The organism is Dechloromonas hankyongensis (genome assembly GCF_022012295.1).
GTDB lineage: Bacteria > Pseudomonadota > Gammaproteobacteria > Burkholderiales > Rhodocyclaceae > Azonexus > Azonexus hankyongensis.
The window spans coordinates 952377-979133 of the sequence record NZ_JAKLTN010000002.1 but is presented as its reverse complement, the minus strand read 5'-3'; the positions used below and the strand labels follow the sequence as shown (position 1 = coordinate 979133).

29 protein-coding genes and 1 tRNA gene are annotated in these 26757 nt (G+C 60.1%); 21 read left to right on the top strand and 9 right to left on the bottom strand.

The features are described 5' to 3' along the window. Positions 1-2 precede the first annotated feature (2 nt). The 19 genes from LZ012_RS13290 to LZ012_RS13200 all read left to right on the top strand — a co-directional run bounded on the left by LZ012_RS13290 (position 3) and on the right by LZ012_RS13200 (position 20604). Positions 3-1058 (top strand): DUF294 nucleotidyltransferase-like domain-containing protein, encoded by a 1056-nt coding sequence (locus tag LZ012_RS13290; protein ID WP_275711292.1) that lies wholly within the window; start codon positions 3-5, stop codon positions 1056-1058. Between the two features lie 46 nt (positions 1059-1104). Further along, entirely contained in the window at positions 1105-3045 is a 1941-nt protein-coding gene (locus LZ012_RS13285; protein WP_420839537.1) for a DUF294 nucleotidyltransferase-like domain-containing protein, read from the top strand. Positions 3046-3047: 2 nt separating this feature from the next. Then, positions 3048-3713, top strand: a complete 666-nt coding sequence (locus tag LZ012_RS13280; protein ID WP_275711291.1) for a hypothetical protein — start codon at positions 3048-3050, stop codon at positions 3711-3713. Positions 3714-3722: 9 nt separating this feature from the next. Then, positions 3723-5759 carry a sodium:solute symporter family protein gene (locus tag LZ012_RS13275; protein ID WP_275711290.1) on the top strand — a complete coding sequence of 679 codons (2037 nt, stop codon included), beginning with the start codon at positions 3723-3725 and terminating at the stop codon, positions 5757-5759. Next, positions 5756-6007: a DUF4212 domain-containing protein gene (locus tag LZ012_RS13270; RefSeq protein WP_275711289.1), complete on the top strand. Its 252-nt coding sequence runs from the start codon at positions 5756-5758 to the stop codon at positions 6005-6007. The genes LZ012_RS13275 and LZ012_RS13270 overlap by 4 nt, the downstream gene beginning before the upstream one ends. Before the next feature lie 5 nt (positions 6008-6012). Beyond that, positions 6013-6279, top strand: a complete 267-nt coding sequence (locus tag LZ012_RS13265; protein ID WP_275711288.1) for a hypothetical protein — start codon at positions 6013-6015, stop codon at positions 6277-6279. 36 nt (positions 6280-6315) lie between these two features. Then, positions 6316-6406, top strand: a tRNA-Ser gene (locus LZ012_RS13260). A gap of 957 nt (positions 6407-7363) precedes the next feature. Further along, positions 7364-7750 (top strand): response regulator, encoded by a 387-nt coding sequence (locus LZ012_RS13255; protein WP_275711287.1) that lies wholly within the window; start codon positions 7364-7366, stop codon positions 7748-7750. Next, positions 7747-8946, top strand: coding sequence for a methyl-accepting chemotaxis protein (locus LZ012_RS13250; protein WP_275711286.1), 1200 nt, complete (start codon positions 7747-7749; stop codon positions 8944-8946). Before LZ012_RS13255 ends, LZ012_RS13250 begins: the two co-directional genes overlap by 4 nt. 11 nt (positions 8947-8957) lie before the next feature. Next, entirely contained in the window at positions 8958-9326 is a 369-nt protein-coding gene (locus LZ012_RS13245) for a response regulator (RefSeq protein ID WP_275711285.1), read from the top strand. A 9-nt stretch (positions 9327-9335) separates the two neighbouring features. Continuing rightward, complete coding sequence (locus tag LZ012_RS13240) at positions 9336-9632, top strand: STAS domain-containing protein (RefSeq protein ID WP_275711284.1); 297 nt, start codon at positions 9336-9338, stop codon at positions 9630-9632. Positions 9633-9643: 11 nt separating this feature from the next. Then, positions 9644-11917, top strand: coding sequence for a chemotaxis protein CheA (locus LZ012_RS13235; RefSeq protein ID WP_275711283.1), 2274 nt, complete (start codon positions 9644-9646; stop codon positions 11915-11917). 32 nt (positions 11918-11949) lie between these two features. Continuing rightward, positions 11950-14253, top strand: a complete 2304-nt coding sequence (locus LZ012_RS13230) for a methyl-accepting chemotaxis protein (protein ID WP_275711282.1) — start codon at positions 11950-11952, stop codon at positions 14251-14253. Positions 14254-14264: 11 nt separating this feature from the next. Further along, positions 14265-14828, top strand: coding sequence for a chemotaxis protein CheW (locus tag LZ012_RS13225; RefSeq protein ID WP_275711281.1), 564 nt, complete (start codon positions 14265-14267; stop codon positions 14826-14828). A gap of 15 nt (positions 14829-14843) precedes the next feature. Further along, entirely contained in the window at positions 14844-15296 is a 453-nt protein-coding gene (locus LZ012_RS13220) for a bacteriohemerythrin (RefSeq protein WP_275711280.1), read from the top strand. A gap of 16 nt (positions 15297-15312) precedes the next feature. Continuing rightward, positions 15313-17835 carry a PAS domain S-box protein gene (locus LZ012_RS13215; RefSeq protein ID WP_275711279.1) on the top strand — a complete coding sequence of 841 codons (2523 nt, stop codon included), beginning with the start codon at positions 15313-15315 and terminating at the stop codon, positions 17833-17835. A 108-nt stretch (positions 17836-17943) separates the two neighbouring features. Continuing rightward, positions 17944-18567 (top strand): response regulator transcription factor, encoded by a 624-nt coding sequence (locus tag LZ012_RS13210; protein ID WP_275711278.1) that lies wholly within the window; start codon positions 17944-17946, stop codon positions 18565-18567. 120 nt (positions 18568-18687) lie between these two features. Then, a complete protein-coding gene (locus LZ012_RS13205; protein ID WP_275711277.1) occupies positions 18688-19494 on the top strand; it encodes a CheR family methyltransferase in 807 nt (268 codons plus the stop codon). A 30-nt stretch (positions 19495-19524) separates the two neighbouring features. After that, entirely contained in the window at positions 19525-20604 is a 1080-nt protein-coding gene (locus LZ012_RS13200) for a protein-glutamate methylesterase/protein-glutamine glutaminase (protein WP_275711773.1), read from the top strand. Positions 20605-20770: 166 nt separating this feature from the next. On the opposite strand, the gene LZ012_RS13195 is transcribed toward LZ012_RS13200, so the two are convergent. The 5 genes from LZ012_RS13195 to LZ012_RS13175 all read right to left on the bottom strand — a co-directional run bounded on the left by LZ012_RS13195 (position 20771) and on the right by LZ012_RS13175 (position 23479). Beyond that, a complete protein-coding gene (locus tag LZ012_RS13195) occupies positions 20771-21190 on the bottom strand; it encodes a DUF2721 domain-containing protein (RefSeq protein ID WP_275711276.1) in 420 nt (139 codons plus the stop codon). Between the two features lie 117 nt (positions 21191-21307). Beyond that, positions 21308-22372: an ACR3 family arsenite efflux transporter gene (arsB, locus tag LZ012_RS13190; RefSeq protein WP_476728686.1), complete on the bottom strand. Its 1065-nt coding sequence runs from the start codon at positions 22370-22372 to the stop codon at positions 21308-21310. A gap of 9 nt (positions 22373-22381) precedes the next feature. Then, the gene (locus tag LZ012_RS13185; protein WP_275711275.1) at positions 22382-22795 is read right to left on the bottom strand and encodes an arsenate reductase ArsC; all 414 of its coding nucleotides are present in this window, start codon (positions 22793-22795) and stop codon (positions 22382-22384) included. Next, positions 22795-23151, bottom strand: a complete 357-nt coding sequence (locus tag LZ012_RS13180; protein WP_275711274.1) for an ArsR/SmtB family transcription factor — start codon at positions 23149-23151, stop codon at positions 22795-22797. The genes LZ012_RS13185 and LZ012_RS13180 overlap by 1 nt, the downstream gene beginning before the upstream one ends. A 109-nt stretch (positions 23152-23260) precedes the next feature. Then, positions 23261-23479: a hypothetical protein gene (locus LZ012_RS13175; protein ID WP_275711273.1), complete on the bottom strand. Its 219-nt coding sequence runs from the start codon at positions 23477-23479 to the stop codon at positions 23261-23263. A gap of 198 nt (positions 23480-23677) precedes the next feature. On the opposite strand from LZ012_RS13175, the gene LZ012_RS13170 reads away from it, so the two are divergent. Further along, entirely contained in the window at positions 23678-23848 is a 171-nt protein-coding gene (locus LZ012_RS13170; RefSeq protein ID WP_275711272.1) for a hypothetical protein, read from the top strand. Between the two features lie 61 nt (positions 23849-23909). On the opposite strand, the gene LZ012_RS13165 is transcribed toward LZ012_RS13170, so the two are convergent. Beyond that, positions 23910-24473: a flavodoxin family protein gene (locus LZ012_RS13165; protein WP_275711271.1), complete on the bottom strand. Its 564-nt coding sequence runs from the start codon at positions 24471-24473 to the stop codon at positions 23910-23912. A gap of 48 nt (positions 24474-24521) precedes the next feature. Continuing rightward, the gene (locus LZ012_RS13160; protein ID WP_275711270.1) at positions 24522-25016 is read right to left on the bottom strand and encodes a DUF2938 domain-containing protein; all 495 of its coding nucleotides are present in this window, start codon (positions 25014-25016) and stop codon (positions 24522-24524) included. Positions 25017-25099: 83 nt separating this feature from the next. On the opposite strand from LZ012_RS13160, the gene LZ012_RS13155 reads away from it, so the two are divergent. Next, positions 25100-25531 (top strand): helix-turn-helix domain-containing protein, encoded by a 432-nt coding sequence (locus LZ012_RS13155; RefSeq protein WP_275711269.1) that lies wholly within the window; start codon positions 25100-25102, stop codon positions 25529-25531. A gap of 62 nt (positions 25532-25593) precedes the next feature. Here the strand turns inward: LZ012_RS13155 and LZ012_RS13150 are convergent, their stop codons facing one another. Together LZ012_RS13150 and LZ012_RS13145 are read right to left on the bottom strand one after the other, a co-directional pair. Then, the gene (locus LZ012_RS13150; RefSeq protein ID WP_275711268.1) at positions 25594-25785 is read right to left on the bottom strand and encodes a hypothetical protein; all 192 of its coding nucleotides are present in this window, start codon (positions 25783-25785) and stop codon (positions 25594-25596) included. Positions 25786-25876: 91 nt separating this feature from the next. After that, positions 25877-26659, bottom strand: coding sequence for a gamma-glutamyl-gamma-aminobutyrate hydrolase family protein (locus LZ012_RS13145; RefSeq protein WP_275711267.1), 783 nt, complete (start codon positions 26657-26659; stop codon positions 25877-25879). Positions 26660-26757: the final 98 nt, after the last annotated feature.

The following is a 26757-nucleotide window of genomic DNA, read 5'->3' as shown; positions in this document are numbered from 1 at the left end:
CCGTGGATACCGATCCCCTGCTGCTGTGCCGCCAGCAAATCGATCTCGCGGCAGCGATCGATGTGCTGCCCAGCCTCGACCAGGCGCCGGCCCTGGCTCAAGCGGTCCATGCCCACCTGCGCACGGCGCTGGCCGACGGTATGGATGGCGTGGCGGCGACCCGCCTGGTTTCACTGTTCAACGACCGCCTGACGACACGCATCGTCGACCTGACCTCGCGCCGCCATCGCCTGCCGCAGGTGGCGTGGTGCTGGCTGGCCCTCGGCTCCGAGGGGCGGCATGAACAAACCTTTGTCACTGACCAGGACAACGGCCTGCTCTTCCACGCCAGCAGCGAACAGGAGGCCGATGCCTTGCGGGCGCTGTTCCTGCCTTTCGCCCAGGAAGCGAACCAGCGCCTGGCCGACTGCGGCTTCGCCCTGTGCTCCGGCAAGATCATGGCCGGCAACCCGACGTGGTGCCTGTCGCTCGACGAATGGCGGGAGCAGTTCATCGAATGGGTGCGCCGTCCCGAGCCGGAAGGCCTGCTCAATGCCAGCATCTTCTTCGACCTGCGCCCGCTGCATGGGGATCTCGCGCTGGGCGAGAAACTGCGTACCCTGCTGCTGGCGCTGACCACCAGTACCCCGGCCTTCCAGCACCTGATGGCGGCGAATGCGCTGCACGCCGAGGCGCCCTTGAGCTTTCGCGGCGAGGTCGCCGTGAACAACGAGGGCGAAGTCGATCTCAAGAAATTCGGCAGCCGGATCTTCGTCGATGCGGCACGCATCTTCGCGCTGACCACCGGCACGCCCAGCGTCAATACCGCCCAGCGTCTACGCCAGGCCGGGCATGCGGTCGGTTTGCCGGACCTGGAAATCGCCAGTCTGGAAGCCGCCTTTTCCCACATCCTGCGCTTACGCCTGAGCCAGCAAATTGCGGCAGCGGCCGCGGGAACCGAAGCCGGTTCGACTCTGAAGCCGGCCGCCTTGAACGACATGGATCAAGCCATATTGCGCGAAGCGCTCAAGCAGGCCAAACGCCTGCAACAACGTCTCAAGTTAAACTATGCACTCTGAAGAAAATGAGGTTGTCGTGACTACGCAACAGCAAACAGGGCAGGAAATGGTCGTTGGCCAAGTGGAAATGACGCTGCGTGAAAAAGGGCGCACCCGCATGGCCGGAAACACCATCGCGTTTCTTCGCAATCATGCGCCGTTCAACAAGATGCAGCCGGCGGCACTGCAGCGTTTTGCCGAAAAGGCGCAGATCGCCTTCTACCAGGCGGGCAGCGAGATCATCGGGCCCAATGCCGGCAACGTCCGTTTCTTCTACCTGATCGAATCAGGCAAGGTCCAGGCCCGCCAGGCCGGCGAAGTGACGGTCACCGAATATTCCATCCTCAGCCTGGGTGCCGGGGAGGGCTTTCCGATCGGTGCCGTGACCGCGGGGCGGCCGTCGACCAATGTCTATTCCGCGGTCGAGGATACCTTCTGCTACCAGTTGCCGGCCGAGGATTTCCTGGCCTTGATGTCCTCCAGCCCGGAATTCAACCTGTTCTGTACCAAGTACATCGCCAGCCTGCTCGACCAGTCGCGCCGCCAACTGCAGTTGCAGTTCGCCCAGCGCGCCAGCGAGCAGCAGACGCTGAATTCGCCGCTGGCCGGTATCGGCTCGCGTTCGCCGGTCACCGTGACGCCGGATACGACCCTGCGCGTGGCGCTGGAAACCATGTCGCACGCCGGTGTCGGCTCGCTGGTCATCGCCGGCGAGGATGGCAAACCGGTCGGCGTGTTCACCCGTACCGACCTGCTCGACCGCGTCGTTCTCGCCGAGCTGCCGCTGAGCACGCCGGTCGGCGAGGCAATGACGGCCAATCCGTTCATGCTGGAAGAACATGCCACCGCCTACGATGCCATGTTCGCCATGGCCAACAACGGCATCCGGCACGTGCTGGTCACTGACGCCGAAGGGCGCCTGACCGGCGTGGTATCCGAGCGCGACCTGTTCTCGCTGCAGCGGGTCGGCCTGCGCCAGATCCGCCAGGCCATCGATGGGGCGCTCAATGTCGAGGCGCTGCAGCATTCCGCCGCCGATGTCCGCCAGCTGGCCTTCAACATGCTCGCTCAGGGGGTCGGCTCGGAACAGCTGACGCAGTTCATTTCGGCGCTGAACGATGCGCTGACCCGCCGCGTCATCCAGCTCAATCTGGAAAAACACAATTTCGACGGCATCGAGTGGGCCTGGCTGGCTTTCGGGTCGGAAGGGCGCGACGAGCAGACCTTCAGCACCGACCAGGATAACGGCATCGTCTTCGTACCGCCGGAAGGGGCTTCAGTGGATGAGCTGAAAAAGCGCTTCCTGGCCTATGCCCTGGATGTGAACAATGGCCTCGACCGCTGCGGCTTCCCGCTGTGCAAGGGCAACATCATGGCCAGCAACCCGCAGTGGTGCCTGACCCTGGACGAGTGGAAGGATCAGTTCAGCGCCTGGATCCGCACGCCGCATCCCGATGCCTTGCTCAATGCGACAATTTTCTTCGACTTCCGCCCGCTGTACGGCAAGGCCGACCTCGCCGAGGCGATGCGCAAGCACCTGCTCGGGCTGACTGCATCGAATCCGATGTTCCTGCGCGCCATGGCCAAGAATGCGCTCGATGTCGAACCACCGCTGGGCAAGATCCGCGACTTCCTGACCGACCTCGAACCCGACCATCCGGGCAAGATCGATCTGAAGAAATATGGCTCGCGCATTTTTGTCGATGTGGCGCGCATCTACGCCATGGCCAGCGGCGTGCACAACACCAACTCGATCCAACGCCTGCGCCTTGCCTCGCAGCGCCTGAACATCCGCAGCGACGAGATCAACGCAGTGCTCGACGCGCTCAACTTCATCCAGCTGCTGCGCCTGCAGCACCAGTACCTGGAAGGCGAACCGGGGACGCAGGGCGACAACCTGATCGATCCGGAAACCCTGAATGAGCTTGATCGCCGCATCCTGAAGGAATCCTTCCGCCAGGCCCGCAAGCTCCAGACCCGTCTCAAGCTCGATTACCAGGTGAACTGATCATGCTCAGCCTCAGGAAATTCCTGTTTCGGGGCGGGGCGCCGGCCAGCCTGCCCGACGATGTCAGGGCCTCGCTCGAAGCCTGGCGGGGCAGCGCCACGCCATCGCTGGGCGACCTGCATTACCACACCCGCTACATCGTCATCGACATCGTCAGCAGCGGCCTCAATCCGGAGAAGGACCAGTTGCTCGGCATTGCCGCCAGCGGCGTCTGGCAGGGGGCGATCCAGCCCGACGACACCTTCTATGTCGATTTCTCGACCCTGGATGGCGAAGGGGCCGCCGTCGACCGGCAGTTGATGGCTTTTCTGCTGTTCGCGGCCAAGGCGCCGCTGGTCACCTACCATGTTCCCTACGTCGGCGGCTTCCTGCAGCGCGCCTTCAAGGAGCGCCTGGGGCTGGACTTCCAGCCGCAATGGGTCGATATGGCCTGGCTGATGCCAGCGATGTTCGACGACAAGTGCCATACGGTGATGCCGCTCGACCACTGGCTGGAGATTTTCGGCCTGGGCGAAGGCGAGGGAAGGCGCGACGCGATGGCCAATACCCTGCTGCTCGGCCGGATTTTCCAGATGCTGCTGGTGCGCGCTGTCAGCAAGCAGGTCGAGACGGCCAGCCAGCTGGTCGACGAGTCGCGGGCCAGCAGTTTCCTGCGCCGCACCCACTAGCATTCCGGGATGCTGAGGTCGCTGACCCGCCTGCAACGCTACTACCTGTATTACACGGGTGGTTTCCTGGTCTTTATCGGCGCCCTGGCGGTTCTTGAGCAGCACGGCATGCCGCCGCGCTGGATCGGCTATTCCTTCCTGATCTTCACCATCGCGATGTATGCCGCCATCGGCATCGTCAGCCGGACCTCCGACGTCTCCGAGTACTACGTGGCCGGCCGCCGCGTGCCGGCCTTCTTCAACGGCATGGCGACCGGGGCCGACTGGATGAGCGCCGCCTCGTTCATCGGCCTGGCCGGGACGCTCTACCTGTCCGGTTTCCAGGGCCTGGCCTACGTCATCGGCTGGACCGGCGGCTTCGTGCTGGTCGCCCTGTTGCTGGCGCCTTATTTGCGGCGCTGCGACCAATACACCATCCCGGATTTCCTCGGCGTGCGCTATGGCGGCAATGCCATCCGCCTGGTCGCCGTCGGGGCGGCGATACTCGCTTCCTTCGTTTATGTCGTGGCGCAGATCTACGGCGTCGGCGTCATCACCAGCCGTTTCGTCAGCCTGCAGTTCGAAATCGGCGTGTTCGTCGGCCTGGCCGGCATTCTGGTGTGCTCCTTCCTGGGCGGCATGCGGGCCGTGACGTGGACCCAGGTTGCGCAGTACCTGATCCTGATCGTCGCCTACGTGACGCCGGTCGCCATCCTGTCCTACAACGTCACCGGCAACCCAGTGCCGCAGCTGGTCTATGGCGAGGTGCTGCAGAAGGTCACCGAGCTGGAGGATCGCATTTTCGACGCACCGGCCGAGGTTGAAGTGCGCCAGATGTTCCAGCGGCGTGCCGATGTCTATGCCCAGAAGATCATGCAGCTGCCGCAGTCGCTCAACCTTGAGCGCGAGCAACTGTCGTCGCAGATCAACCAGCTCAAAGCCAGCGATGTGCAGATGCGCGACATCGTTGCCCTCGAACGCCAGCGGCGGGACCTGCCGCATGACCCGGAACAGGCCAAGGCGCGCTGGGAAACAGCGATGTTCTCGGCCGTCGAGCGCAGCCGGCAGCCCATCCACCACGCCGAGGCTTTCCCGGGCGACAGCGAGGAGGAGCGAAATGTCCAGCGGATCAACTTCCTGGCCCTGATTTTCTGCCTGACCGTCGGTACCGCTGCCTTGCCGCACGTCCTGGTACGCTACTACACGACCCCGACGGTCCATGAGGCGCGGGAATCGGTCTTCTGGTCACTGTTGTTCATCCTGCTGCTCTACATCACCGCGCCGGCCTATGCCGTGTTCGCCAAGCACGAGGTCTTGTCCAACCTGGCCGAAATTCCCATCGCCAAGCTGCCGGGCTGGGTGACCGCCTGGGCCAAGGTCGGGCTGGTCAGCATCGAGGACATCAACCTCGACGGGATACTGCAGCTCGCCGAACTGTCGCTCAATCCGGACGTAATCGTGCTCGCCACGCCGGAAATCGCCGGCATGCCCTACGTCGTCTCCGGCCTGGTGGCGGCCGGCGGCCTCGCTGCGGCACTGTCCACCGCCGACGGCCTGCTGCTGACCATTACCAGCGCACTGTCGCACGATGTCTATTACCGGATCATCCGGCCCAATGCCTCGACCCAGTTCAGGCTGGTCATTTCGAAATCGATGCTGCTGGTGGTGGCCGTGCTGGCCGCCACCGTCGCCGCGCAAAAACCGGGCACCATCCTGTCCATGGTGGCCTGGGCCTTCTCCATTGCCGGTTCGGCCTTCTTTCCGGCACTGGTTCTCGGCATCTTCTGGCAAAGGGCGACCCGGATCGGCGCCTTGGCCGGCATGCTCGTCGGCATGCTGCTGTCGCTGTATTACATCCTGCGCGTCGAATTCGACAGCATTCCATGGCTGGGAATCAGCGGCTTCAACATGGAGCCGTGGTTCCATGTCCAGGCTACCTCAGCCGGGCTGTTCGGCGTGATCGCCGGCTTCGTCACCATCGTTGCCGTATCACTGATGACCAAGCCGGAGCCGGGAACAGCCGAGTTTCTCTACCGGATTCGCATAACGAACGGAGGTATGCCATGAAGCGGAATCCCGAGTCCTACTGGCGCAAGACCCGGCGCCTGACCTTCAGCCTGCTCGTGTTCTGGCTAGCGGTGACTTTCGGTTCGACCTGGTTCGCCCGCGACATCAACCAGATCGTCATCCTCGGTTTCCCCCTCGGTTTCTACATGGCGGCGCAGGGCGGCTTGGTCATCTTCTTGCTGATCATCTGGTGGTACAACCGGCAGATGAAGAAGATCGACGCCGAATTCGGCCTCGAAGACCAATAGCCCCCATGCTCGTATTCCTGATCAGCGCCTTGCGCGCGATCATCGAAATGCTTGGGATGTGCTTGCTCGGGCAGGGGATGCTTTATGTCCTGGCCGGGCGGGGCAGGGCGAATAATCCGATCTATCAGCTATTCGACCTGATCACCCGCCCACCGCGCAAAATTGTCGAATTCCTGCTGCCGGGGGCGAGTGGCCGGACGATCAGCGTCGCTTACTTCGCAATCCTGCTCCTGCTCTGGCTCGGACTCGCTTTTGTACGAAAGTTTATTTGACCATTCGGGCGATTCTGCTAGAATGCACGGCTTCCCGGAGAGGTGGATGAGCGGTTTAAGTCGCACGCCTGGAAAGCGTGTGTGGGTTAATAGCCCACCGCGGGTTCGAATCCCGCCCTCTCCGCCAGGACACACGTAAAAAAGCGCCTTTAGGGGCGCTTTTTTATTGCCCCCATCCAAACACCAACTATAGACACGTGCTTGGGTTAGCACTATCTGTTGTCTCGCCAATGGGTTATGGAATCATCCTAAGCGTTGGTGGGCGATATGGAGCGCTGGCAAGGGTTGGCCTTACTTAAAGTGACGCCACACAATCGCCAGACAGTCACCGGTGGTGCCTGACAGTGCTCCTCCGCTCTGGCGATATTCCGGGCATGACCTGTGCTCGCGAGAGGCACCCCAAGGTATTGAATCGAAAAATAAAAAAAGCTCCGCAGAGGTCCACTGTGGGGTTCAGGCGCGCTTCGATTGGGTGGCAGGCATCTGCCATCGGTAGTTAGCGGGTTCTGCTTGCGCCATTGCTTAACTAGCCATACTAAATCCATGAGCCATAACGGTATTTGTAGTTACCCACAGAATCTGTGGATAACTCTGTGGGCAACCTATGTAAATCCCGGTTAAGTCCAAGGCCGGTAAGGGTTTGCATTACGGTGCCGCAATAAAGGGCAATGCGCTATACCCCTGATTTGGTGCGGTTTCTCGCGGTTATCACTTTTGAAAGATTGCCGCTGTCAAGTCCATTTTGGCCTTTGTAACCAATCGTAACCTGTGGGGATAAGTCAAGTCTTGACACGAAATAATTCCAATTAAAGAACCGTCTTCATGTTCAGTGGAGGGGCTGCTCACCCATTGCCATCGTTTTCGATTGAGCGGTGAGGTGGGGAAATGCTAATCCCCAATGCGTACGCGCTAGCTGGCACCTTGATCCGCCAGATCGGACCCCACGAAGCGCACCTGCTCCCCGCGTGATGTCGCTTGTGGGCTCGCCGCAGACCCCGAATGTTGTTGCGCCTCGTAATTTTACGAGTATTCGCCGCCATGCCCGATGCGTAACCTTCGCCTATCAAAATTATCACTGATAGCCATGAAGGCACTAGTGCTTGAGGATGCGAGCGTTGCGCTGACTGCCCTGAGATCTTTGCTGGACCGATTACCTGAGGTCCAGGAAGTCAGGGTTGCCGAACTGATAGCCGACGCAAAGCAAATTTGCCGCAGCTTCTCCCCCGATCTTGCGGTGCTCGACGTGCTGCTGCCCGATGGGAACGGTATGGAACTGATTCATACAATTCGCAGCGTCAATCCCAAGGCCAGGATCGTAGTGCTCAGCTACTACGCCAACGTCCATGGCAGCCAGGCGCTACGTGCCGGCGCAGACATGTTTTTGGACAAGTCGGCAGGGTTTGACGCCATGGGGCAGTCGCTTTCCGCCTGGGTCGCCCAGTTGGCAAGAACGGAGCGTCAATCGATATGAACGGCAAATCTTCAAGCCTGGCGCCATGGGGCATGTGTGGCGCAGTCGTTATCCTCTCGCTGGCTTCTCTTTGGCTGGCTCCTGACGCCTGGTCTGGCCGACTGGGGGCTTCGGTAGTCATCGCCATCGGCTGCGCGACGCTGGCCATTTTGTTCACCCGCACCCTGCGAGCCATGGAGGGCCGGTTGGAACTGACGGTGACGGCGCTTGAACAAGCCCAAGCCAGCACCAAGACGATGGCTTATCTGGAAAGCCTCGAAAATCTTTGCCGCAGCGTTCCGATTCGTTGGGCTCGCCACACCAGCCTGGCGCGCAGCCAGACCGAAACGGCCATCAACGACCTGGCGGCGCGCTTTTCCGCGATGTCGCTCCAAATTCAGGCCGCACTGGCGGCATCCCGGGAAACTGCTTCGGGCATGGGCGACGAGCAAGACGGTGTGGTCGGTGTCATAGCCCGTTCCGAAGTAGCGCTGGCTTCCGTCGTTGCGGCCTTGGAACGGATGGTGGTGACCAAGGAAGAATTGCTTGCGGAAATCAGCACGCTCGCCCGCTCGACCGACCAACTGAAGGACATGGCCGCGAAGGTCGCGGATATTGCCGGCCAGACCAATCTGCTTGCTCTCAACGCTGCAATCGAGGCGGCCCGCGCCGGCGAGGCCGGACGCGGATTCGCCGTGGTGGCGGATGAGGTTAGAAAGCTCTCCACCTTGTCTGGGGATACCGGGAAGCGGATCAGTTCGACTGTGGAAGCGGTGGTCAAGGCCATGGAAACGGCCATGGTGGCGGCCTGCAAATCGGCCAAGGAAGACGATCAGGCGGTATCGATGTCGCGGGAAGCGATTGCCACGGTGTTGAGTAATTTCAACGCGGCGACCGATCACCTTGTACAGGCAGCGGCAAACCTTGAAACCGAGAGTGAAGGCGTCGGTAACGAAGTGACCCAGGTGCTCGTCGATCTGCAATTCCAGGACCGGGTTTGCCAAATCCTCGGACAAGTCGTTGGCGACATCGAGCGTCTGCAAAGCCGGATCGAGGAAAGCGACGCCGCCAGTGCCAGCGGCAATGTGCCCGAACCCATGGACGTGAACTCCTGGCTACTGGAAATGGAAAGCCGCTACACCACCCTGGAACAACACGAAACCCACCGCGGCGCCAATACGTCGGCACCTGTGGTTTCAGACATCACTTTTTTCTGAGAGGTTGATCGATGGCCAAAAGCATCATGATCGTGGACGACTCTGCATCGCTGCGGCAAGTCGTCGGTATCGCCCTGAAAGGCGCCGGTTACGACGTCCTGGAAGCCTGCGACGGCAAGGACGCGCTGGGGAAGCTGGATGGCAGAAAGCTGCACCTCATCATTAGCGATGTGAACATGCCCAACATGGATGGCATCACCTTCCTGAAGGCCGCCAAGCAGCTGCCCGCGTACAAATTCACGCCGGTGATCATGCTGACCACCGAATCCGGCGATGCCAAGAAATCCGAAGGCCAGATGGCCGGTGCCAAGGCCTGGGTGGTGAAGCCTTTCCAGCCGGCCCAGATGCTGGCCGCCGTTTCCAAGCTGGTCTTGCCTTAAGGAGCGGCCATGAGTTCGGTTTGCAAGATCGCCATCGAAGGGGATTTCACCATCTTCGCTGCCCAGGCCATCAAGGCTCAATTGCTGGAGGCTTTCAATAAGGGCCAGGAAGTCGAAGTCGATCTCTCCGCGGTGAGCGAAATGGACAGTGCCGGCCTGCAACTGATGGTGGCGGCGAAACGGGAAGCCGCTGCGCAGGGAAAGACTCTGCGCTTTATCGACCACAGCCCGGCCGTGCTCAACACCATGGACCTTTGCGATGCCGCGGGGCTTTTCGCTGACCCGATCGCGCCTGCGCAGAACTGACGAGAAACCTCATGAATATGGACGACGCTCTCCAGACCTTCATCATCGAAGGCCGCGAACTGCTGGAGCTGATGGAAGAAGCACTCCTGCAAGTGGAGCAATCGCCCGGCGATGCCGATCTGATTGCCGCCATTTTCCGGGCTGCCCATACCATCAAGGGATCGGCCGGGCTTTTCGGGCTCGACCACGTGGTGCAATTCACGCATGTGGCGGAAAGCGTGCTGGATCGCGTGCGCAGCGGCAAGCTGGCGATCGATTCGCAACTGGTGGCCCTGTTTCTCGGGGTTCGTGACCACTTGGGCGCGCTCCTCGACTGCATTGCCGAAAGCCGTGAACCGGACGAGGAAATCCATCGCTCCAGCCAGGAGCTGGGTAAGCAGCTACGTAGCTATCTGGAAGAGGTAGCTAGCCCGGCAGAAGCGAAAACCGATTCGGCGGACCAAAACGAGGTCGTCGATTTAGCAGACGACGGCGCCAGCACCGACAACTGGCACCTGTCCCTGCGTTTCGGTCCGGACGTACTCCGAAACGGCATGGATCCGCTGGCCTTCATCCGCTATCTGGGCACCTTCGGGCGCATCGACCGCATCGTCACCTTGGCTGATACGGTTCCTGCGTTGCCGAACCTGGATCCGGAAGCCTCGTACCTAGGCTACGAACTCAGTTTTCATTCCGACGCCGACAAGAGCACGATCGAAGGCGCTTTCGAATTCGTCCGGGACGATGCGCGGATCCGTATCCTGCCGCCGCACAGCAAGATTTCCGCTTATCGCAAGCTGATCGACGAAATGCCGCAGGACGACATGCGTCTAGGCGAAATTCTCGTCCAGTGCGGCACGCTGACCGGCCCCGAACTCGATGAGGCCTTACGCGAGCAGGCGGCTGCGGCACCGCCGGCCAAACCCATTGGCGAGGTGCTCGTGGAGCAGCAGATGGTCCGCCCGCAAGTGGTGGAGGCGGCCCTTAACAAGCAGAAGCAGGTCAAGGAGCACAAGGCGAACGAGGCCGGGCTCATCCGGGTCAATGCCGAAAAGCTCGACCAGCACATCAATTTGATCGGCGAACTGATCATTGCGACTGCCGGCATCGGCGTTACCGCCCAGCGCCAGCGGATTTCGGAACTGATGGAAGCGGCATCGCTGCTCTCCCGGCTGGTTGAGGAAATCCGCGATTCGGCGCTGCAACTGCGCATGGTTCCCATCGGCGCCACCTTCAACAAGTTCCAGCGCGTGGTACGCGATGTTTCCCGCGAACTCGGCAAGGATATCCGCCTGGAAATCAACGGTGCCGAAACTGAACTGGACAAAACCGTGGTCGAGCGGATCGGCGACCCGCTGACTCACCTGGTCCGCAACTCCATGGATCATGGCATCGAGCCGGTGGAGGTCCGCCTTGCCCGTGGCAAGCCCGAACACGGCACGGTCAAGCTCAACGCCTATCACGACTCGGGGAATATCGTCATCGAGGTATCGGACGACGGCGGCGGCCTCGACCGCGACCGCATCCTGAAGAAGGCGATCGATAACGGGCTGGTGAAGCCGGAACAGGTGCTTTCGGACAATGAGGTCTACAACCTCATATTCGAAGCCGGGCTATCCACCGCCGAACAGGTCAACAACCTCTCCGGGCGGGGCGTCGGCATGGACGTAGTGCGGAGGAACATCACTGCACTGCGCGGCACGGTCGATATCTTCAGCCAGGCGGGGGAGGGGACGACCATGCAGATTCGCTTGCCGCTGACGCTGGCCATCATCGACGGCTTCCTGGTCGCGGTCGGCAATTCGTCCTTCGTCGTGCCCCTCGACATGGTCGTCGAATGCGTCGAATTGGGCTCCGAGGAATCGGCGGCTGGACGCGACCATCTCAACCTGCGTGGCGAGGTGCTTCCTTTCATACGCCTGAAGACACTCTTCGACATTCAAGATCCGGTCGCATCGACAAGGTCGGACGATGTGGATTCATGCGATTTCGAGGACACCTCCGCACCGCGCGAGATTGCCCCGGGACTGGATTTCCTGCTGCAACCGGCCAAGCGCGAGAACGTGGTGGTCGTTCAGTACGCTGGGCATCGCGCCGGTTTGGTGGTGGATAACCTGCTGGGCGAGTTCCAGACGGTAATCCGGCCACTCGGCAACGTTTTCGCCGGTCTGGAAGGCATGAGCGGCTTCACCATCCTCGGCACCGGCCAGGTGGCGCTGATCCTCGATGTGCCGGGCCTCGTGCGCCGAGTGGTGCGCCAGGACGGCCGTGTCAATTCCACACCTACTTATTCACTTTCCGCTTAACGCAATCAAGACTCCAAAAGGGGGTATCACAAATGACGATAGCCAAAAAGATGGGCTTGCTGGTGCTTTCAGCCTTGCTCGGCATCCTCGTTCTCGCCGGATCCGCTCACTATCAGCTGAGCCGGGTCTACGATGTTGGGAACTTCGTTAACACCAATATCGTGCCCAGCCTCGAAGCCATGGGCGAAATCAGCACAACTTTCGGCAACCTGCGGGCGCAGGTCTGGCAACACGTAGCCTTGACCGACCGTGCAGCGATGGCGGAACTAGACCAGAAAATTAACGCCTCCCGCCAGAAATTGGACGAGGGTTTGACCAAGTACGAAAAAGAAAACATTGCCGATGACAAGGAACGAAGCATCATAGCCAGCATCCGCTCATCGCTTCGGGATTACTACACCCTGACCGACAAAGGGCTGGCACTTTCCCGTAACGATCGTTCCGATCAGGCTCGTGATTTCCTGCTTGCCAACCAGGTGATGATCGCCAAGGTCAGCGAGACACTTGGGGAACTTCGCGATTACAACGCGGTGTTGGCCGAGCATGGAGCCAAGGACGCCATTGCGGCCAAGTCGACGTCCACAATTATGGCCATCGCCGTTGCGCTGCTTGCCATCGCTACCATCGGAGGGATCGGTTTTGTAATCACTCGCAACCTCTTGAAACAACTCGGCGGTGAGCCAGATCGTGCGGCGGAGATCGCCAAGCAGATCGCAGCCGGTGATCTTTCCGCAAACATCGAACTCAAGATCGGGGACACCTCCAGTCTGATGACCGCCATGAAGCACATGCGGGATACGATTCAGGCACTGATCGACAACATGAACCACATGTCCGCCGAGCATGACAAAGGCGAGATCGATGTGCAGATTGACGAATCGCGCTTCCAGGGTGCCTACAAGGCTATGGCACAGGGGGTCAACGGGATGGTCTTCGGCCACATTGCGGTCAAGAAGAAAGCCATGGCCTGCGCCAAGGCCTTCGGCGAAGGCGACCTGGACGCTCCGTTGGAACAGTTTCCGGGCAAGAAGCGCTTCATCAACGACACGATGGAAAAGCTCCGTGCCAACATCAAGGCGCTCATCGTCGATGCCAATTCGCTGGCTCAGGCAGCTGTCGATGGCCGGCTGGAAGTGCGTGCCGACGCCGACAAGCATCAGGGCGATTTTCGCAAGATCGTCGATGGGCTGAATAACGTCATGGACGCCATGGTCGGTCCCGTCACTGAAATTACCCGGGTGATGAACGCCATGGAACGTGGCGACCTGACCCAGTCGATCAACGTGAATTACCGCGGTCAGTTGAAAGCACTTTGCGATACGGTCAATGCTACCCGCAGCAAGCTGGCCCAGAGCATCGACGACATCAGCCGCGTGATGTCCGCTGCCGAACGCGGCGATCTGTCCAACAGCATCACGTCCGAATACCAGGGCCAATTCAAGAGCCTTTGCGATACGGTCAATGCTACGGTCGAGAAGCTGGCGCAGACCATTGCCAACGTCAGCAAGGCCGCCGAGACCCTGGCCAGCGCCAGCACGCAGGTCTCCTCCACCGCGCAATCGCTGTCGCAGTCTTCGAGCGAGCAGGCGGCGAGTGTCGAGGAAACTTCGGCGTCCATCGAGCAAATCTCGGCTTCCATCAAGCAAAACACCGAGAATTCCAAGGTCGCCGATTCGCGTTCGGCCGAAGGTACCCAGAAGGCTGCCGAAGGCGGACAAGCAGTGACCGAGACGGTTACCGCAATGAAGCAGATCGCCAAGCGCATTGGCATCATCGACGACATCGCCTACCAGACCAACCTCCTGGCGCTGAACGCGGCCATCGAGGCGGCCCGCGCCGGCGAGCATGGCAAGGGCTTCGCTGTCGTGGCAGCCGAGGTACGCAAGCTGGCCGAACGCAGCCAGGTCGCAGCCCAGGAAATCGGGCAACTGGCGGTCAATAGCGTCGGCCTGGCCGAGAAGGCGGGCAAGCTCCTCGACGAGATCGTCCCGACCACGAAGCAGACCGCCGATCTGGTGCAGGAAATCACTGCCGGTTCGGAAGAACAGTCGGCCGGTGTGGAGCAGATCAACACCGCCATGGGGCAGCTGAGCCAGCTGACCCAGGGGAATGCCGCCGCTTCTGAACAGCTTGCCGCCACTTCCGAGGAAATGTCGAATCAGGCCGAAAACCTTCAGCAACTGATGTCCTTCTTCACGGTGGACCAGGACAGCCAGATGTCCCACCCGTCACCCATCAAGGCCAAAGCGGCTTCGGGTGGTCGCGGTGCAGCCCGCCCGGTGGCGGCCGTCAATGGCAATCTGGCGCTTAGCCACGCCGATTTCGTCAAGTTCTAGGAGGAACGGCCATGCAGGAAACGGACAAGAAAACGGCTACGCCGTCTGCCGTGGCCAAGGCCGGTGGCGAACCGGCCCAGTCGGCCGGCGAGCAGCACCAGTACCTCACCTTCACGCTCGGTGACGACATGTTCGCACTCGGTATCCTGGCCATTCGGGAAATCATCGAATATGGGCAGGTTACCGAGGTGCCGATGACTCCCCCGTTCATTCGGGGGGTCATCAACCTGCGGGGGGCGGTAGTCCCCGTGGTGGATCTGGCGGTGCGTTTCGGCCGCCAGTCCCGGGAGATCACCCGGCGTACCTGCATCGTCATCGTCGAGGTGCTGTCCGCGAAGGGCCGGCAGGAGATGGGGGTGGTGGTGGATGCGGTGTCCGAGGTGCTGGAAATCCCCGAAGGCGATATCGAGCCGGCACCGGAGTTCGGCAGCCGAATCCGCATCGACTTCATCCAGGGCATGGGCAAGGTGGCCGGCAAGTTCGTGGTCATCCTCGATGTCAATCGCGTCCTGTCGGCCGAGGAGGTTTCCATCGCCGCCAGCCTGGGTGCCATGGAGCTCCCTGCTGCAGCGTGATCGGGGAAGGCTGCCATGAATCCCCTCATCGTATGGGGCGACCAGCTGAAGGTTGGTCTGCCCTTGATCGACAACCAGCACGAACAGCTGATTGCCCTCGCCAATCTGCTCTATCTGGCGATGAAGGCGCAACGGGGACGCGAAGTCCTCAATCAGCTGTTTGTCGACCTGGCCAACTATACGATTTGGCATTTCGACACTGAAGAAAACCTGATGCTCGAAAATGGATTTCCGAATGCGGCGGCACATTTTCATGAGCATGCCGAGCTGAAGAGAACCGTATCCGAGCTGGGCGAGAAGGCGAAGCACAAACAGCTTGAAGTGACGCTGGAAACCATGAATTTTCTTCGCGACTGGCTTAGTCACCATATCAACCATACCGACCGCCGGCTGGCCGAATTCATTATTGCAAAACAGGAGGGAACGCCCGCCAAGCGACCTGAGTTACGATTGGTCGTGAATAAATGACTGGGCAGGGAGTGAGATGAGCCACCTTTTCGAGTGGAGTACGGAGTTTGCAACCGGCGTGACCGACGTCGACGATCAGCACGAACGGCTCATCGACATCATCAATACGCTGCTTGCTCTACACAGCAACAGCTGCACTCCGCTCGAACTAGAAACCGTGCTGCAGCAGTTGCAGCATTACGCCCGCTACCACTTTCACACCGAAGAAGTGTTGATGGCGCGCAACCATGTAAGCCCGGACCATCAGAAAGCGCACCTGGCTGCCCACAAAGGCTTCTTCAAACATCTGGGCCGTGTCACCCAACTCATTGAGACCAGCCCCGACCTGATGGTCGACCATCTGTTGTCTTTCCTGGTTGAGTGGTTGATACACCACATCACCCAGATGGATATGGAGATGGCGCGGGAAGTCCTCGACCAGTCCGTGGAGAGTACGTCTGCGCCAAAGACATCGTCGCAACCCCATGTTCTGGTCAATACGGCCAATCAGCTTTACGAGGGCTTGGGCAGGCGTTCGCTGGAACTGCTCGAATCCAACCTGCAGCTGAATCGCGAAATCGAGCAACGCACCATCCTGGAAGCGCGCTTGCGACGGATGAGCGCCCTCTACATGGCTCTCAGCAAGACCAATCAGGCCGTCGCCTTCCGTTACGATCGCGATTCGCTGCTGAAAGAAGTGTGCAGTATCGTCACCGAGTACAGCGGATTCGCTGCAGCATCCATTGCCATCCTCGATCCTGACAGCAACCAGCCTACGTTGATAGCGTCCAGCAGCACATTGGCAGAGCAGGCGGGGGGCGAAGGGCGTGGTTCTGCAGGTGGGCATTCCATCCTTCCCTCCGCTGTTTTTCCGCTGCAGGTGGAAGGCAATGTTGTCGCCATTTTGACCGTGTATTGCCATGAGCCAGAGGAATTCGAAGAACCGCTGGTCGCCGTTCTCAAGGAAATGGCCACGGTGATTTCCTTCGGGCTGGAAAGCCTTGAGAGAGAAGATAAACGCCGTAATGCCGAGGCACGCCTGCGCGACAGCGAGGCCCGTTTGCGGGCGATCACCGAAGCGGCGGCAGACGCCATCGTCCTGACCGATGCCCAGGGGCAGATATCCTTCTGGAATTCATCGGCGGAGCGGATTTTCGGCTATTCGGCGGACGAGGCTCTGGGGCAGCAGGCCTATGCGCTGATCGGCTATGCCCTTGAAGAGCAGACGCTGAGCGTTGGTGACCCGATGGATATTCCTTCGGCAGGAAAGCAAATTTCCGCCGCCCTGAGCGAACCATTGATTGCCAGGCGGAAAGGCGGCCAGACTTTCCCGGTCGAGGTGTCGCTCTCTCATTGCCGGATACAGGACGGATGGAACACAGTCAGCGTTGTGCGCGATATCACCTTGCGAAAACGGGCGCAATTGGAGCTACTGGCATCCCAGACCAAGCTGGCACGACTGATGGATCTGGTGCCCCTGATCATCTATATCCACGATCTGGATTCCTGCGGTACGGTCTATGTCAATCAGGCTGTCCAGGCGGCGACGGGATATACGCCCGAGGAGATTCTGTCGCTCAATTCGTATTTGATGCAGGCGCTTGCCGAACCCGAGGATGTCGCGGCTATCCGTTCCGTGGCCGCACAGTGGCCTGATGCTCGCGACGGCGAGGTGATCGAGTATGAGTGCCGCATTAAAACGAAGGACGGAAATCCACGCCACATTGCCTGTCGCGAGGTGGTCATCGCGCGGACCGAGAGCGGAAGGCCACAGCAGATTCTGGGAGTGGCCATGGACATGACCGTCCGTGTCTGGCAACGCCTGATGCAGGAAGAAAAGCTGGCCGATTTTTCGCGTATCGGGCGCCTCGTCAATATGGGGGAGATGGCGTCGGCACTGGCGCATGAACTCAACCAGCCACTGGCCGCTATCGCAAATTTCAATCAAGCTTGTGCGAATTTGTTGCGGAACGGCAAAGCCAAGCCGGAGGTATTGGAGCAGGCGTTGAGCAAGACTGCGGAGCAAGCGCTGCGCGCCGGCTCCATCATTCAGACCATGCGCGAGTTCATGCGCAAGCGCGAAGCCAAACCGGCCGAACTCGATATCAACGAGGCCGTTCGCGAAGTCATAGCCTTGGCGAACATTCGCAGCCGCACCCGCCCGGTCGAATTCTCACTCCGGCTCGACCAAACCGTGGCATCGGTATGGGCGGATCGGATTCTCGTCGAGCAGGTACTGATGAATCTGTTGCGCAATGCCGAAGAGGCCATGGGCGGCACGCCTTTGCCGGAGATTCAGATCGAAACCGGTGATGGCGGAAGTGGCTTCGTGAAAGTGTCGATCCGCGATTTCGGCATCGGCTTGCCCGACGGGTTCGAACTGGACAAACTCCCGACCTTCTACACCACAAAGGCTGATGGCACCGGGGTAGGGCTCGGCATATGCCGCAGTATTGTCGAAGCCAGCGGCGGGAAGATATGGGCGATGCCAGGCGACCAGCAGGGCAGTGTTTTTGAATTCACGCTGCCCATCAAACCGGCCGATGGTAATGGCTTATGAAAATGGCTTGAAAAAATACAAATAAATGAAGCAAATGACGCAATCCACTGTCTACCAAGCTCATCCGGGTTCTGGCCAACAAGGAGAAAACCAATGAGCGGGAGGCCGATGCTTGCAGAAGCTGTGGTGCATATAGTCGACGATGATCCCGTGGTCCTGGAGTCCATTGGCTTGCTGATCATGTCGGTCGATCTCCCGTACAGGACGTATTCCAGCGCTGCCGATTTTCTTGCGGCGAACCAGGGGGGCATCAACAATGGCTGCCTGATCCTGGATGTCCGCATGCCGGGCATGGGGGGGCTGGAACTGCAGGACTTCCTCAATACCGCCAAACTGGAAATCCCCATCATTTTCATTTCGGGGCACAGCGATATTCCGATTGCCGTCCGCGCCATGAAGCACGGTGCCATCGAGTTCCTGCAGAAACCTTTCGCCCAGGACGACCTGCTGGATGCGGTGAACAATGCATTCGCCATGAATCGGCAGCGCCAGGAGGAAGCCAGTGCCAGCGAGGATATCGACGGCAAGTTGAAATTGCTCTCTCCCCGCGAACTGGAAATCTCGCATCTGCTGGTCGAAGGCCTGTCGGCGAAGGAAATCGGCAAGCGACTTTCCATCAGTCCGCGAACCGTCGAATACCACCGCAAGAACGTTCTGGAAAAAACCAATCTTCGTTCCGTGGTATCCCTTGCCGGGCTGATTGCCCAGGCTGGGGACGAGTTCCGTTCCTAGATGACGGGCAGCGACAAATCAATCCAGACGACCACAACCTCTTTGACTGATCGATAAGCCCCCGCCAGGGCACTGCGGACGCATAGAAAAATTTCAAATCCAGCAAGCTCACGCCATTCCATGGAACCTGGCATCACCGACGAAGAATTCGCGCTGTTTCAGGCGCTGATTCACGCTCGGGCGGGCATCAGCCTGGCCGATTCCAAACAGGTCCTGTTGGTCGGCCGTTTGCAGCGTCGCTTGCGCCATTTCAATCTCGATTCGTTTGGCGAATATTATCGGCTGCTGGTGGGAACGCAGCACCCCGGCGAAATGCAGACGATGATCGATCTGGTCACGACCAACGAGACCTATTTTTTCCGGGAACCCAAGCATTTTGACTTCCTGTGCAACGAAATTCTCGCCCGGCGCGAAGGGACGGGGAATTTCCGGGTGTGGAGTGCGGCAAGTTCGAGCGGTGAAGAGGCTTACACCATTGCCATGCTTCTGGCCGAACATCTGGGCAATCTGCCATGGGAAGTTTTCGGGTCGGACGTCAGCAGCCAGGTCCTGGAAAAGGCCATGGCAGGCCAATATCCCGTCGAGCGGTCAAAAGACATCCCCCGGTCCTTGCTGAGCAAGTACTGCCTCAGGGGGGTGCGCTCGCAGGACGGCACATTCATCATCTCGCCGGCAATCGCCCAGCGGGTCAGCTTCGAGCGTATCAATCTGATCCACCCAATCGATGCCGGGATCGGCGATTTCGATGTCATCTTCATCCGCAATGTGCTGATTTATTTCAACCCCGAAACCAAGCGAAACGTCTTGAGCAATCTGCTGCCCAGACTGAAAAAGGGCGGGTTCCTGATTGTCGGGCATTCCGAGACGCTGAATGGAATCGAGGATCGCCTGCGTCAGCTGCGGCCGACCATTTACTACAAACCTTAGTCGAGCCTCGGAGCAAAGAAAATCGAGATGATCGAGAAAAAAATAAAAGTGATGGTTGTCGACGACTCGGCGCTGGTGCGGCAGGTCGTTTCCGCCGCTCTCGCCAGGGATCCAGCCATCGAGGTGATTGGAACCGCCTCCGACCCGGTTTTCGCAATGGACAAGATGAAGTCCCTGTGGCCCGATGTACTCGTGGTCGATATCGAAATGCCGCGCATGGACGGCATTTCCTTCCTCCGGAAAGTCATGGCCGAACGTCCGACGCCGACAGTCATCTGTTCCTCCTTGGCGGAGGAGGGCACCCAAGCCGCGTTCGATGCGCTGGCGGCTGGCGCGGTCAGCATCATCACCAAACCGAAGATCGGCCTCAAATCCTTCCTCGAAGATGCCTCGAGCGACATCGTCTCGGCCGTGCGCACCGCTGCCGGCGCCAATCTCCGGGCTTTGGGGCGCAGTGCCAGGGAAAAAATCGCGCCCAAGTTGTCGGCCGACGCCATTCTGCCCAGCGGCGCGCCGAGCGCCATGGCGCGGACGACCGACCAGGTGATCGCTATCGGTACCTCCACCGGCGGAACCCAGGCTTTGGAAAGCGTCCTCACTCAACTGCCGGCCACCTGCCTGGGGATCGTCATCGTCCAGCACATGCCGGAGAAATTCACGGCCATGTTCGCCCAGCGCCTTAACGGCCTGTGCCAGATCGAGGTGCGCGAGGCCCAGAACGGCGACCGCGTCTTTCCCGGACGGGCTCTCATCGCGCCCGGCGGCAAGCACATGATGCTCAAGCGCAGCGGCGCTCAATATGTCGTCGAGATCGTTAGCGGCCCCCTGGTCAATCGGCATCGTCCATCGGTTGACGTGCTTTTCCGCTCGACGGCCAAGTACGCGGGCAAGAACGCCCTCGGCATCATCATGACCGGAATGGGCGATGACGGCGCGCGCGGCCTCAAGGAAATGCGCAGCGCCGGCGCCAGCACGATTGCCCAGGATGAAGCCAGCTCTGTCGTTTTCGGCATGCCCAAGGAAGCGATCAAGCTGGGGGGGGCCGAGCAGGTCATGTCTTTGGAGCGAATTCCTCTCGCCATGATGGCCTACAGCCAAAAGCTTGGCTGATCTGTAAGGGGCCACCCATGACGCACAAGAGACGGACGGTGCTGTCCTTTGCTGGCGACGAAAGCAGCCATTGACCGTAATTAGTGGCTGGTAACTGGCACCGTGCTGCCTCAGATATCGTTAGTTGGAACGCCCTTTCAAGAAAGGGCGTATCAAGCGTTGGGCGTTATCGCGAACCCGCACTGACGGCGAGGTAAATTTCCCGCAGAAACAGGGAAAGCGCTGCAATCATCGACCCCATCGCCAGAATAAATAAAGCGGCAACCAGCCTGGTGAGATCGGAGGACATCAGTGCCCCGAGGAAAGCTCCGGCCACAACAAAGCAAACGAGGAGTGCAGCCATGACGGCGAACAGGATTGCCAGGTAAATCAGGTGGCGGCGCCTTGCCAATAACAGAAGCTCTTCGGCATCTAGCGCTGTCATTTCTTTGTCTGCATGGCTCTCCATCACCACGCGGCGCCGGTCAATGATTCGACCCAGCCGGGTGTTCATGGCGCCGATCAAGGTCGAGATCGCGGTGAGCAGGAATACCGGCGCAACGGAGAGCTGGATTACGTGCGCTATATCGGTGATGTGAGTTTCCATGCGTCCTTGGGGCTTTGTGGGGTAGGCGAATCTTACGACCGAACGGGCTTTCTCATTCGGCGAATAAGTACTCACGAGCCCAAACAGAGGAAGTGTTTGGGCTCAGAGCAGGACGGTTTATGCCTCGTACCAATCCTTGGAGGCATTCACCACTCGCACGACCAGCAGCATGACCGGCACTTCGATGAGGACGCCGACGACCGTCGCCAGCGCCGCGCCCGACTCGAACCCGAACAGGCCGATGGCGGCCGCCACGGCCAGTTCGAAGAAGTTGGATGCGCCAATCAGGGCAGACGGGCAGGCGACATTGTGCTTTTCGCCAACCATCTTGTTCAGCCAGTAGGCCAGGGCTGAATTGAAGAACACCTGGATCAGGATAGGCACCGCCAGCAGGCCGATGACCAGCGGCTGCCGGATGATGGCTTCGCCCTGGAAGGCGAAGAGCAGGACCAGCGTAGCCAGCAATGCCGCAATAGACCACGGGCCAATCTTCGTCATGGCGGCATCGAAAGCTGCCTGACTCTGGGCCAGCAGCGACTTGCGCCAGAGTTGGGCCAGCGCCACCGGAATCACGATGTAGAGGACGACCGAGGTCAGCAAGGTGTCCCACGGCACGGAAATCGACGAGATGCCGAGCAGGAAGGCGACCATCGGTGCGAAGGTGAAGACCATGATGGTGTCGTTCAGCGCCACCTGCGACAGCGTGAACAGCGGGTCGCCGTTGGATAGCCGGCTCCAGACGAAGACCATGGCGGTGCAAGGTGCGGCCGCCAGCAGGATGAGGCCGGCGATATAGCTGTCCAGCTGCTCAGCTGGTAGCATCGGCGCGAACAGGTTGCGGATGAACAGCCAGCCGAGGAAGGCCATTGAAAACGGCTTGACCAGCCAATTCACGAACAGCGTGACACCGATGCCGCGAACATGCTGCTTCACTTCGTGCAAAGCCCCGAAATCGACCTTGACCAGCATCGGGATGATCATCACCCAGATGAGCAGGCCGACCGGCAGATTGACCTGGGCGACTTCGAGCCGGCCGACGGCCTGGAACAAGCCCGGCGCCATCTGCCCGGCCGCGATGCCGGCGACGATGCACAGAAAGACCCAGACCGTCAGGAAACGCTCGAAGACACTCATTGGAGCGCCGGCGGCGGCTTTGACGGTCAGTTCGCACTGGACAGACACCGCGGCTCCTTACAGTCCCAGGGCTTCACGGACGGCCGGCACCAGGCGGGCACGGATGTCGTCGCGGACGGCAACGAAGCTGTCCAGCGGCTCGCCATGCGGGTCGTGGAAGCCGACGTGAAGGCGCTTTACGGGGCGCGGGAAGATGGGGCAGATTTCCCTGGCGTTGTCGCAGACGCTGACCACCAGGTCGATATCGTCATTCATCACCGCTTCGACGGTCTTGGGATGCAGGCTCGCGGTGGGCAGGCCGGCCAGTTTCAGGGCCTCGATGGCGCCGTCAGCGACTTTGGGTTGCGGGTTGGTGCCGGCGGAGATGCCGCGCACGAGGCCGGCCAGGTCATGGTTCAGGATGGCTTCGCCCATCTGGGAGCGGCAGGAGTTCCCAGTGCACAGCACCAGCACGGTCTTGAGATTCGGCATCAGGATTTCTCTTCGGCTTTGGCGCGGCGCTTCTCGGTGGTCGCGCAGCACGCGGTCTTGGGGAGACAGGCATTGCCCTGGCAGCAATTGCTGGTCAGGAAGGCGATGAGGTCATCCATCGTGGCGTAGTTGGCCGAGTAATGGATGAAGCGGCTCTCGCGTTCTCCCGTAATCAGGCCGACCCGGCTGAGATGGGCGAGATGGAAGGAGAGCGTGGCCGGCGCCATGCCCAGTTGCTCGCCAATGGCGCTGGCATTGATGCCGTCCGGGCCGGCTTCGACCAGCAGGCGGAAGATGGCCAGGCGGGATTCATGGCCCAGTGCGGCGAGAAGTTCGGCGGCGTTTAGTGTTTCCATGATTCGAGTATTGTCGAAATATGGTGCAAAGTCCAGCGGCGGTCCGGTTGCCTATTTCAGGCCTAATTTGCTGCTCGGGGAATTTCCACTGTTAGCCGAACGCGGCCGTTCAGGAACTCGCTTTGCCCTGTTCACCCACATCCGCAACTTGCAGCAGAGCTTCTTCGGCTTCCTCGACCGACGAAGAACAGCTCGGCCCGCAGCGACCGCCCTGGCAACTGCCCGGTGCAGCAATGTCGACGCCGTCTTCGCTCATGTTCTTCAGCAGCAGATAGATGGCCGCCACGCCGGCGGCAAGAATAAGGAGAGCGACGAGTACGGCGAACATGGCTAAGGCTCGGAAGGGTAGCGGGCTGCAACTATACCGTGGCGAAACGCATTTGCAGATGGCCGGCGCAGATACCGCTTGCTGTCTGCAACGGGCCAACGATCGCTTCCTCCGTTGAACCACACCTTCAATGAGTTGCAACCTTGCCAGCGGATATCTGCCCAATGGAATTGAATATCATTGCAGCAAGGAACGTTCATGCCGATTTCACCGGGCCGCCAGCCCATAGAGCCCGATACCCCCAATCCGAAAGACCCTCCTTTCCATCATCCGCATAAGCCGGATCACCCCGTTCACGATGAACGTGAAGAAGAAGGGATCGAAACGGATGACGATGAAGATACCGGGGCCGACCCCTGGTGGATGTAGGGCTGCCCCAGCGCGCTGCACTGCCGGCCGCTTGGCTTCCCGATCGGCCCCGTTTCCCGCTTCAGCAACAGATGCGGCGTGAGGTCTCGGCAAAGTTCCGGCCAAACATCCTGGCCGTCTTGATGTCGCCGGCCACAAAGGCATCGGCGGCTGCCGCGTGTCCGGCTTGGGCCATCAGTCCGGACCAGGAACCGAGGCGGTTGGCCGCTTCGTCATAGGGAATGCCACGATGCTGCTCGGGAAGGATGGGATTGCCGACCCACAGCATGCCGTGCTGCATGCAGAAGGTGAACAGGGAGATCAAGGTCGACTGCTTGTCACCGGCGGGCAGCGATGAAACGGTAAAGCCGGCAGCCAGCTTGCCCTTGAGTTGCTGCGTGCGCCACAGCCCGCCGGTCGCATCCATGAAGTTCTTGAAGGGCCCGGATACACCGCCCAGGTAAGTGGGCGACCCGAAGAGGAAACCATCGAAGGCCAGCAGATCGTTTGGCATCGACGTCAATTCCTCGGCCTTGACGACATGAACGGCGGTATCGGGCACGCTGCCGGCCCCTTCGGCGACATGCCGGGCGATGTGCTCGGTGTGGCCATGGGCGCTGTGGTAGATGACGGCTAGTTTTTTCATTTCACTGACTCCGGAAAAATTGGAATTTCTGGGCTGGGCAATACGCTTTCAGCGAGCAGTCCATTCAATGACGCAGGCTGAAATGAACAGGCCATAGCCAAAAACGCTGTGATTGAGCAGACTCCTGATGCAGTTCCGGAACGGGGTCGGCGTCTTGGCGGCCGCCACCCCGAGGCCCATGGCCGGTTGCATGACCAGCAGCGGAAAGCCAACGGTGCCGATGCCGGTCAGCAGGGCAATACCGGGAGAGGGGGCCTGCATCCAGGCGACACCGGCAACGCCGGTCAGCAGGAAGGCGAAGGCGATCCCCACGGCGTAATGCGTGAGCCAGCCCAGCAGGGCTTCATGCGCGATGGGCGATGCCTTGCCGATCGATGCGTGCGCGATCCGGCCACGGAACAAATGCCCGACCCAGCGGCCGATGAATGCGAAATTCAAGGTCTGCACCCCGATCCGCTTCAGGAACATCAGCCAGAGGTCCATGATCAGCGTGGCTCCGCAGCCGATGAGGACGATCCGCAATAGTTCTTGTGTTGCCGTCATGACGCACTCCTTGAAAGTTGACGAACGAGACCCTGGAGTGCACTGTAGAAGTTGAAGTCAACTTCAAGTCAAGAGGTGTGGAGATGGATATTTCCGAAGTCAGCAAACAGACCGGGATACCTTCGTCGGCGTTGCGCTATTACGAACAAAAGGGGCTCATCACTTCGCTTCACGAGAAGGGCGAGCGGCGCCGTTACGCAGCCAATGTGCTCGATCAACTGGCCTTGATTGCCCTGGGCCAGGCCGCCGGGCTGTCGCTCGACGAAATCCGCTCCATGCTGTCGCCGTATGGCCCGCCCAATATCGACCGCCAGTTGCTGGCGGCCAAGGCCGACGAGATAGATGCGTTGATTAAACGCCTGAAGGCGATGAGCAGCGGACTCCGCCATGCGGCGGCTTGCCCGGCGCCAAGCCACGCCGAATGCCCCAGCTTTCAGAAATTATTGAAGGCCGCGGCAACAGGGGCTCTGGAAAAACGGTGGGGTACTACGAAACTGCATGCGCCGCGCAAGTGAGGTGCGGCCCGCTTGGCATTGATGGCGCTAGCCGCGCGGAACACCAGGCGGAAAAGGACTCGTCAGTAAGCCCGGCTCGCTCTCCGGTCGCCTCCCGGCCGGCGGGTCTTGCGGCGATCAGGGCGGGCATTGTTTCTGACTCGGGGATCAAGTGAAAGCGCCATGAATAACGCAAAGCCGAACAGGACCAGCAAGGCAATCACCAGCAGGGTCTCGGCGTATTCAGAGAAAAACAAATCCATCATCGCTTCCATGGTTCCTGTAAGTCGCTTTCACTTGGGACGTAGGATAGTGGGCAATGGTTCCCCCGGTTTTTTTCACTGGTTTTACAGAGCGACTCGGCGGCTAGAGCCAGTGCCCCGAACGAGCTGCGTCCAAAAAAGCTTCGAGCAACGGCAGGCAGTCCAGCACATCCTCGTCGCTGGGGCGGCGAAATTCCGGATGCCATTGCAGGCCGAGCAGGAAACTCCGCCCCGTCCCGCGAATGGCCTCGATCATGCCATCGCCATCGGCGCGTGCCTCTACCGCCAGCTCGCGCCCCAGGGTGCGGATTCCCTGGTGGTGGATGGAGATCACTTTGCGGGGAGACTCGCTCCCCAGCAGCTTTTCCAGTGTGCCCCCGGGTTCGAGGGCGATGCTGTGGGTGTGCTGATCGTACGCGTCAGCGACATGCTGAGTGGGACCGGGGATCTGGGTCTCGATGTCCTGGTAGAGCGAGCCGCCCATCGCCACGTTGATCAGTTGGGCGCCGCGGCAGATCCCGAAGACCGGTTTTCGACTTTCGAGGAACTCATGCAGTAATTCCATCTCATACATATCCCTGATCCGATCGCCGCTCCATTCAGGACGTATAGGTGTTTCTCCGTAGGCCATCGGATTGACGTCGGCGCCGCCCTGCAAGACCAGGCCGTCGAGGTGTTGTGCATAGTCACGCAGGCGAACCGCGCTGCGATCAAGCATTCCGTCCTGGGTAATGGAGGGAACCATGAAGACCACTACGTCACGCGCCATGATCCATTGGGCGACCGATTGTTCCAGGTACTGGAGGGTTTTGCTTTCCAGTCCTCTGGCGCCTGGTTTCGGATATGACAGGCGGGCCGACAGCCCGATTTTGAGGGTGCGTTTCATGACAATCCTCTCGCCCGGATGGCTACAGTGTCTGGGTAGGAATACTTCCCTGCGAGTAGACGGGAACGAATCGGGATGGGTTCCATATGCACTCCATA